7 protein-coding genes and 1 pseudogene are annotated in these 9,219 nt (G+C 55.0%); 2 read left to right on the plus strand and 6 right to left on the minus strand.

The window, feature by feature from the left end:
- Positions 1 to 29: 29 nt before the first annotated feature.
- Positions 30 to 319: pseudogene (locus PKO01S_RS29525) on the plus strand (iron chelate uptake ABC transporter family permease subunit); the annotation flags it as partial.
- Between the two features lie 264 nt (positions 320 to 583).
- On the opposite strand, the gene PKO01S_RS29530 reads toward PKO01S_RS29525, so the two are convergent.
- The 5 genes from PKO01S_RS29530 to efeO form a co-directional block, all read right to left on the minus strand.
- On the minus strand, positions 584 to 877 hold the full coding sequence (locus PKO01S_RS29530) for an SAM-dependent methyltransferase (protein WP_246070765.1): 294 nt from the start codon (positions 875 to 877) through the stop codon (positions 584 to 586).
- 1 nt (position 878) lies between these two features.
- Positions 879 to 1,100, minus strand: a complete 222-nt coding sequence (locus PKO01S_RS27715) for a helix-turn-helix transcriptional regulator (protein ID WP_127534675.1) — start codon at positions 1,098 to 1,100, stop codon at positions 879 to 881.
- 177 nt (positions 1,101 to 1,277) lie between these two features.
- Complete coding sequence (locus tag PKO01S_RS27720; RefSeq protein WP_246070764.1) at positions 1,278 to 3,107, minus strand: FTR1 family iron permease; 1,830 nt, start codon at positions 3,105 to 3,107, stop codon at positions 1,278 to 1,280.
- A gap of 177 nt (positions 3,108 to 3,284) precedes the next feature.
- Positions 3,285 to 4,586 carry an iron uptake transporter deferrochelatase/peroxidase subunit gene (gene efeB / locus PKO01S_RS27725; protein WP_127534676.1) on the minus strand — a complete coding sequence of 434 codons (1,302 nt, stop codon included), beginning with the start codon at positions 4,584 to 4,586 and terminating at the stop codon, positions 3,285 to 3,287.
- A 6-nt stretch (positions 4,587 to 4,592) separates the two neighbouring features.
- Complete coding sequence (gene efeO / locus PKO01S_RS27730) at positions 4,593 to 5,456, minus strand: iron uptake system protein EfeO (RefSeq protein ID WP_127534677.1); 864 nt, start codon at positions 5,454 to 5,456, stop codon at positions 4,593 to 4,595.
- A 325-nt stretch (positions 5,457 to 5,781) separates the two neighbouring features.
- Between efeO and PKO01S_RS27735 the strand changes: the two genes are divergently transcribed.
- A complete protein-coding gene (locus tag PKO01S_RS27735) occupies positions 5,782 to 6,765 on the plus strand; it encodes a spermine/spermidine synthase domain-containing protein (protein ID WP_127534678.1) in 984 nt (327 codons plus the stop codon).
- A 298-nt stretch (positions 6,766 to 7,063) separates the two neighbouring features.
- On the opposite strand, the gene PKO01S_RS27740 is transcribed toward PKO01S_RS27735, so the two are convergent.
- Positions 7,064 to 9,145, minus strand: coding sequence for a beta-galactosidase (locus tag PKO01S_RS27740; protein WP_127534679.1), 2,082 nt, complete (start codon positions 9,143 to 9,145; stop codon positions 7,064 to 7,066).
- Positions 9,146 to 9,219 lie beyond the last annotated feature (74 nt).

Raw genomic sequence — 9,219 nt, forward strand, 5'->3', positions numbered from 1 at the left:
CGCTTTGTTACCTGCCTATCACTTGGTGGATGGGCCGCAGCGTCGATCTGCTCGCCTTCAACGACGGGAGCACGACGGGGCTCGGCCTGCGCGTCAGACGAATGCGGCTTATCGCGGCGCTCATGTCCGTCTTGCTGGCATCCGTCGCTATTGCTCCCGTTGGCGCAGTCGGCTTCATCGGCCTTCTAGCGCCGCATATGGCGCGTATGCTGGTTGGTTCCAACACCGCCGGATGATGGTGCTTTCTTGTTTAATCGGCGCTATTCTGCTTGTCGCAGGCGACTGGATGGGCCGGATCATATTGTCACCGAAAGAAATACCTTCAGGAATTGCCGTTGCTCTGATCGGCGCACCTTACTTGATCTTCCTGATGTACAAATCGCGCAAAGCCTGGTTGCACAACAAGCCGCATGGATATCGCATCCATACGGCTTGCTTTTGTTCCATTCGTCGCATAAGTGAGGATCGTCTGCCCAGGGCTGTTTTTCCTTTAGAAAGAACAATGACGCTTATTCCGTTAAAAACTTCCCAAGAATCGATAACGTACTGGGGTATGCAGAAGAGGGGACTTAAGCGGTTCGCTTCAAATCTTCCGATTGTAATAGACCATCGAGGCCATCATGGCAGCTTGCGAAGCCGTCAGTGCGAAGAGAATACTATTCTTGAATGCATCGTCATGCAGGTCGAGCGTCGGGATACGGCCTAGTATAAAACATACGAGCAGACCAAACAGCAGCACGTAATAAGCTTTGCTATACGATAGCCGCAATATTTGGTTCGTGCGCTCATCCTTCTCCCGGGGAAAAAAAGCATAATAATAAACGAGCGACAGAGCAAAAAACAACAGCATAAGCGGCGTCATAATCGTCATGAGCATCTTAATCTCTCCTTTGACCGGTTCCGTATTGGAACACCTCATTAATGTCCTTGCCGAATGCTTCCGCAATTCGAAAGGCAAGTATAAGCGAAGGATTGTACCGGTTCGCCTCCAAGGAAACGATCGTCTGCCTGCTGACACCGAGCCGTTCCGCCAATTCCTTCTGTGACCACTTGCGCTCTGCTCGGAGCACATGAATGGTGTTCGACAGCAACACTTCCATAACTATCCTCCAGCCCTTCCCTTTACCATATTATGAGTGTAATATATTTTTGACACATAGTCAAATATATATTACAAATCTATTCTGATCCGCCACAAAAAAAGGCTATTCTCCGGCAGCTTGCGCTTACCGGCGAATAACCTAAAGTGGTAACTGAAAGATAGAAAACGGTCCTGTCTACCGCGCCACCGCCGCCAATCGGGCAGCTCTCGTCCGGACGATAACGATCTGTCCGACGATGTAGGCGAGCAGTACGAGCTGAGGAACAACCGTCTCCCAGGTCGGATAGATGCCAAGCCAGTCAACCGAAGGCACGGAGTCGACCGTATGAACCGGAAGCTTGCTTGCCACCTGCAGCGAATGAATGCTTTCTCCAAGAAAACGGAACACGAGATAATAGATGAGCGCCGAAGCCGTCAGGAAGAACAGCCGGATCGGCAGCTTGACGCTAAATTTAATAATGATGTAGGCGAGCGCAATAAGCAGCAGCAGCGTCACGCCGAACCCGAGCAGCAGCTGTCCGGGAGCGATCGAAGGGGCCATGCCGATATAGAAAATCGTCGTCTCCGCTCCTTCGCGGGCGAGCGCAAGACATGACACCGCGAACAGCGACCACAGGCTGCCCCGCCGCAGCGCAGAGCCCATCGTTTGATCAATATAACGGTTCCACGCCTGAATATTCGATTTGCCGTGCAGCCAGCTGCCGACCGTGAGCATGAGAAGGACGGAACCGAGTCCGGCTAATCCTTCAATCATTTCCCGCGTGCTGCCGGATGCCGCCTTGGATATCGCATAAGTAAGCACCAGCGCCATGACGCCGCTGATCAGCAGCCCGCTCCACACGCCGGACCATACCCAGCGCCGCTTGTCGTTGTTGCCGGACTTCTTCAAATAAGCGAGCAGCGCCGCAAGCACCAGAATCGCCTCGAGTCCTTCCCGAAGCAAAATAGCGCCTGCATCCCAAGCCGTATAACGCGCTTCGGAGGCAAAGGGCTGCAGCTCCCGCTTCATCTCGGCGACCAGCGCCGATGCCTTATCGAGCTGCGGCGGGCTGGCAAGCAAGTAGCCCGGCGCTTCCGTCATCTCGTTCTCAATGTCCCGATAGACGGACGAAGAACGGATCGACACTTGCCCTTCTACCGACGGCCACATCCGGATGAACGATTGCAGCTCCGCTTCCGCTTCCTCCGCCTTACCGGCTTCCGTCAAGCTGGCTGCTTGGTCTAGCACCGAAATCAGATCGGAGACGGTCAGATCACCGTCCGATGAGGAGTCGGAAGCGACCGTCTTGCCTGCAGCGTAATCGCTCAGATAAACGATCAGCGAATCCGTATCCGCCTTCGCTTCATCCGCGCGCGGCGGCTCTGCATTGAGCGCAATCCGAATCATGCTGATGCTCGTCTCGATGCTGCCGTAGACCGACGTGTTATCGTCGCGTATCGCTTGCTCGATTTTGCGCCAACCGCTCTCCAGCATCCGGTAATCGGCTTTGGCCGCTGACCATTGCTCCGATTGAATATGCGTCTGCAAATCGTTCAGCACCGGCAGCATCGTGGACGCCGCTTTCGGTCCGGAGAGGGCCTCTCCGGCAGTCATCGCTTTCTTGAACGCATTAACGGAGCTGGCAAGATCGGCAAGCTTCTGCTTCGCTGCCGCTGCGTCGGTCGCCGATTGTGCTATAGCCTGCTCTGCAGCCTCCATCGCTTGATCGACTGCTGCGGCTAAATCCGTGGATTTGCCGGAGGTGATCGTTGCCCACTGCTGCTTCGCGTCAGCCACCGCCTTCACGGCAGCATCATGATCGTCGCGCCCGATGTCGACAAGCGCGCCGCCGACTAACGGCAGCAAGGCGTTAAGCGCGGCTGTATCCGCCTCACTAAGCGATTGCCCGCCCGCTTTGTCCTCCGAAGCCGCTGCGGCAGCTGCATGGGCTGCGGCTGCTCCGAGAGTTCCTCCCAGCATAGCCCCTGTCAATATAGCTATAGCCGCAACAAGCGATATTCTCATGATAAGGCTCCGAAGTGGATGCCCCTTTCGCTCCATCGGCTTCTTATTTCCGTTCATTCGTGTCCGCATATCCGCGCTACCTTCCTCTCACGTACAATCAACAACAGACCGAGCCCGCCGTCAGCGGCCGCATCGGTCTGTTTCACTTCAAGCTGCAATCCCTCATTCAGTAAAAACTTAGAACAGCGTGTCGCCGATATAGCCGCCTTCCTTTACGCCTGGGAAACAAGCGAACAAGGCACTGCCATTATGCTCGATATATTCGTTAAGCGCATCGGATTGCGCCAATCGCCGCTGCATCGGGATAAACTGCTTCGCCACGTTCCGGTTATAAGCGATAAATAGAAGTCCCGCATCAAGCTGCCCGGTCCGTGTATCCAATCCGCTGGAATAAGAGTAGGAGCGCCGCAGGATTTGTACGTTGTCCTCTCTTGCCACCCGAATATGTGCATTCATCGGAATGGCCGGCTTCCCTTTCTCATCCTTGCGCTCCAGATCGATCTTGTCGAATTCATCCTTGCCGCTGAGTGGAGCACCGCTTGCCCGGTGTCTGCCGAACGTCGCCTCTTGGTCGCCAAGCGTCGAACGGTCCCACACCTCGACTCGAATCCGAATGCGCCGCACGACCATGTAGCTGCCGCCGGCCATCCATGACGGTCCGTCTCCGCTCTGCGTCCAGACGACCTCATTCATCTTGGCCGCGTCGTTCACGTCCGGGTTGCCGGTTCCGTCCTTAAAGCCCATCAGGTTGCGGGCCGTTCCGCCCTGCGGATCGGATCCGCTGGTACGTTGAAACCCTTCTTGCGTCCAGCGAAGCGTCGCCTTGCCGCGCGCAATGCGCGCAAGATTGCGGATCGCGCGGAACGCAACCTGCATATCGTTCGCGCAAGCCTGCACCCCGATATCTCCGCCTACCCATTCCGGACGAAGGGCATCGCCTCCGAACGAAGGCAATTCCGCCAGCTCGGCCGGTTTGCGGTCCGCTAATCCGTACCGGGAATCGAAGAACGACGGCCCGACTCCGAACGTAAGCGTCGTCTTCGACGGCTGCAAGCCTGCTGCCTCGCCTGTATCGGAAGGAGGCACGTTCAGATTGTCATTGTCATCGCCGATCATGCCGCCTTGGGCCATGATTGCCGAAGCTGCCGTCCAGTCTTGGAACAGCTTGCGCACTTCATCGACTGAAGCTGCCGTCAGATCGAACGAAGCGAACACGACAAAATCTTGTGCCGGCGTCGTAACGCCCGCTTGATGATCGCCATAGAACGGAATAGCCTCGTGATAACCGTCGGCAGGCGAACTGGAAGCAAAGACGCTTCCGCCGTCCTTCGACTTCATCAAGGCGCCGATTCCGGCTCCTCCCAGCAAGAGGCCCGCTCCGCCGATGCCCGCCATTTTCAGCAGATCGCGACGGCTAATATTTGTTTTCCCGCTGCTTGATTCACGGTTTTCCTTCACCTTATCAGTCGGCTTCGTCATCGCTTCTTACACTCCGATCGCTTTGCCCATCTGGGATAGCGGCTCCGCCAACGCATCAAGCGCTTGGCTGAGCGCGCGCGTATCTTCTTCCTTCAATTCGGTGAATGCGACATAGCCTTCGCCCGATTTATATTTCGCGAGCAGTCCTTCCAGTGCGGTGAACTTCTCGCCGATGTTCTTCTCCAAATCTGCATCTTGGGCTGCAAGCTCAGGCTTCAGCAGCTCATAGATTTTCTTAGCGCCTTCTACGTTAGCGACGAAGTCGTACAAATCAGTACGCGAGTACAATTCTTCTTCTCCGGTTACCTTCGACGAAGAAACTTCGTTCAGCAGTTCGACTGCTCCGGTCGTCAGCATCGGTATGTCGACTTTAACCGTCTCCATCAAAGCGCGAAGCGACTTGACGTCGCTCAGCAGACGGTCAGCGAACTCTTCCGTGCCCGCCGTCTTGTTGTCCACCCACAGACCTTTCTCGATCCGGTGGAAGCCGCGCCATTGTGCATCGTCCACATCGCCTTCGCGCGCATCGATGTCCGGGTCGAAGTTGCCGAGCGCTTCCGCAATCGGTTCAATACGCTCATAGTACATACGCGTAGGCGCATAAAGCGCTCTAGCTGCTTCAAGATCTCCGCCCTTAACCGCCTCAGCGAACTTCTCCGTCTCTACGATTAATTGATCGCTTTGCTCGATCGAGAACTGGCGGTACTGTTCAAGCACGTCTTTCAATTTATCGTCTACGCTTGCTTCCGAGCCAGCCGTTTGCGCGTTCGCAGACGTATCCGCCGTTTCTTTCTCCTTATCGGACGAGCAGCCCGCGAATACGACGGACATGGATAGTGCAAGTGCTGCGAATGCTAGTTTCGTCTTCATTGAGAACAACATCTCCTTGATATCTATGATCAGTTATTTATAAACGATAGAGTTCTTGATGCGGTGAAAGAGCACTGTCTAGCACGCTCCTACGCCGCCTATTTTTCAGTATCCAAATTGCAGTATAGTCGCAAGTGATAATCATTGTCAATGAACAAAAATGAAATATAATCCCTGCTCTGTTTCGAAATCCATTTCGCGCCTTTATTATGCCAGAAGTTGTTCACGAATACGGTCTTCCGCCCATACGAAACGGTCCCGCCCTGCATAAGGTGGTCAATGAGGCTTGTACAGTCAATGGAGCATACGAGGAGGGATTGCGCAGATGATCGAGTTTAAGATTGGCGTATTGATCGGCGCCTGCGCTGTATTGATCATATGGGGACTGATCTATTGGAGAAGGCAATGGTTGGAGTCCTATATTATGGAAGAAGAAGCGCCAGACGGCGATTATAAGGTCATTCTCCGCAAACGTTCGGCTTACCAGAAGATCGCGGTCGCCGAAAATAACGGCGTCTATCATCTGTTCGCGGATGGAAGCGAAATGTTCAGCACGGACAAGGCCGAGGATCAATACTCGGAAGCGATCGTCCATATTCCAATGGCAGCGGCGAAAACGAGGGAATCGGTGCTTATTATCGGATCAGGCGTTGGCAATACGGCGAGGGAAGTGCTTCGATACGAGGAAATAGAGTCGGTAACCGCAGTCGATCTGGACCCGTTCATTGTCGAGATGGGCCTTACATTCGAGCCCTTCGTCAATTTTACGAATGGGTCGCTGCAAGACCCTCGCGTCAAAACCGTGCTGGATGACGGAAGGAAGTTCCTCGAGAAAAGCAATGACCGATGGGACGTCATCATTATCGATCTGCCAGATCCGTCTTATCATACACCTGAGCTGTCGCAGCTCTTCTCGGTTGAATTTTATAGATTGCTGAAATCCAGACTCTACCCGGGCGGCGCAATCTCCATTGCTTGCTCCGTCGTATCGACTGCTCCGGAATATCTTGCCGCAATTCGCGCGACTCTCAAGACAGCCGGCTTCCACGTCGTGCCTTACCACTGGGACTATATCGTCGAGTTCGCCGTCGACTGGGGCTTCTGTCTCGCGACATTGAAGCCTGTCGACCCGCTGTCGCTGGAGCCGCTTATTCCCGTCAAGCATCTTACCGAAGAACGGCTCGAAGACATGTTCCTTCTGCCCCGCTACTTGCGCGTCGAATGGGACGAAGACGAAGTGCAGACGGACCGCAACATGCTGCTTGCCGAAATTCTCGAAGGCGAGTACTTGATCGAGAAGCCGGAATAGTCGCATTCGCGTATGCCGGGCGGGACGATAGAGCAGTTTTATCTTGGACAAAAACTCTACCTCCGCCGTTACACGCCTTGGGTCGTTACCACCGTGCTTATTTCGCCTCTATATAGTTATATTGTGCTCAGCCGCATGCTGGCGGAGAAACTCATCGATTGGAACTTTATTGGAATGAGTATCCCGCTAGGACTTCTTCTGCTGCCCGTCATCATGTTCGGCCATTGGCTTGCTCCTAAGCTGCTTCCATAAATAGAAACCCGACAGCAATTACGGCTATCGGGTTTGTTTATATCGTTTATTTTTTTACACCGCGCGCGGTCCGTTTCAGAATGCGTACGCCATGCAACGGCAGCTCAATCGCCGGTTCAGCAACTATGGCTCCGTCCTCCATGTCGGTATATCCGGCACCGTCGAGCCTCACTTGCTGAGGACTTCCGCTGAAGTTGAGCACGAATACATAATCAAACTCTCCGTCCGTACGCGTCTGCAGCGTGACGCCATGCGGAAGCACCGTATCGATTGACGGACTCACACCTGCAAGAGCAGTAATGCCTTCGTACATCTCCTGGTAAAAGGCATCGTCCATCACTCTGGCCGCGAGGTAGAATGCCCTGCCTGCGCCAAGCTCGTTCACGGTCAATGCCGGCCGCCCGGCGTAGAAGTCATCCGCGTATACGGCTAGCACTTCCGCTCCTTCGCTGTGAATGAGCTCACAAATTTCATGCACCTCATGCGTGCCGCTGAAGCCAAGCGTATTGCCCGCTTCATAGACAAGTCCGTTCCGGTCATGCGCAGGCAGTCCCTCGATCTCTTCCGCCCATATGCCGAGCGTCTTACGAAGCGGCCCAGGGAATCCGCCAAGATGGCATAAGTCGTTCTCATCGACAATGCCGCTCCAATACGTCGATACGAGCGTGCCTCCCGCTTCAACCCATCGTTCCAGACGCTGACCGGTCTCCTCGCGAAGCAAATAAAGCATCGGAGCAACAATCAAATCGTATTGTCCGAAGTCATCCTCAGAGCCAATAATGTCGCATGATATGCCGAGCGACCAGAACGCACGGTAATGCTGAACGACGGTGTTCTCGTAGCCGATCCCCATATTTCGCGGACCTTGTGCGTCACGGACCGCCCATCTGTTGTCCCAGTCGAACACGATGCCGACACGCGCGTTGGCCGGAGTGCCGAGCACTTCGGTCAATCCTGCGAGCGTCTCGCCCAGCTCCGCAACGTCACGGAATACGCGCGTATGCTCATGACCGACATGGTCGACGACGGCGCCGTGAAATTTTTCACTGGAGCCGCGGCTTTTGCGCCATTGAAAATATTGAACCGTATCCGATCCGTGCGCTACCGCCTGCAAGGATGAGAGCCGGTGCATGCCAGGACGCTTCAGCTTGCTGACCGGCTGCCAATTCGTCAGTGACGGCGTGCTCTCCATCAGCATGAACGGCTTCCTCTTCAGCGAGCGGAACAAATCATGATTGAACGAGAACCATGCCGCTGTCTTGCTGTCGTCCGATTCGTTATGCCATGTCGGATACGCATCCCATGAGATGACATCGATTGCATCCGCCAGCTTGCGGTAATCGATTCCGTCGAACAGGTCCATTAGATTGGCTGTCGTTGGCAGCTCTAGATTGAATGCCCGAAGCGGCATAATTTCGTGACGCAAGAAGTCGATCGTCTGATCGGAAACGAACCGTCTCCAATCAAGATTCTGGCCGTGTACCATATTTTCGCCATGCGGAGACGGGGACTCCACCTGTGACCAACTCGTATATGTGTGTGCCCAGAACGAGGTCCACCAAGCGTGGTTAAGCGCCTCAAGCGTTCCGTACTTCAGCCGCAGCCACTCGCGGAATGCATCCTGGCAGTAGCCGCAATGGCATTCGCCGCCATACTCGTTCGAAATATGCCAGCCGACGACAGCCGGATGATTCGCGTAACGCTCGGCCAGCTTCGCATTCATGATCGTCGTCTTCTCCCGGTAAACCGGCGACGTATAGCAGTGGTTGTGGCGCATGCCGTGCAAATTGCGCACGCGGTTCGCGCTGACGCGCAGCACTTCCGGGTACTTCTCGGACATCCACGTCGGGCGCGCGCCGGTCGGTGTGGCCAGCCATGCATAGATGCCGTTATCTGCGAACCGGTCCAACACATCGTCCAGCCATCCGAACTCGAACCGGCCTTCCTCCGGTTCCAGCGCCGCCCATGCAAAAATGCCTACCGCCATCACGTTGCAGTTCGCCAGCTTCATCAGCCGGATGTCTTCCTCCAGCACGTCGGGCCGGTGCTGCCATTGGTCTGGGTTATAGTCTGCCCCGTGCATAAACACGGGCAGCTTGCCGCTGATCGGCGGGAATTTTATGCTCATCGTATGTCAGCTCTCCTTGGATGATTGATCGGGTTCGCGTCGCTACGGCCGCTATTCCTCGCGCCGGCGCTCGC

Source organism: Paenibacillus kobensis NBRC 15729 (genome assembly GCF_004000825.1).
Classification (GTDB): Bacteria; Bacillota; Bacilli; order Paenibacillales; family Paenibacillaceae; genus Paenibacillus_T; species Paenibacillus_T kobensis.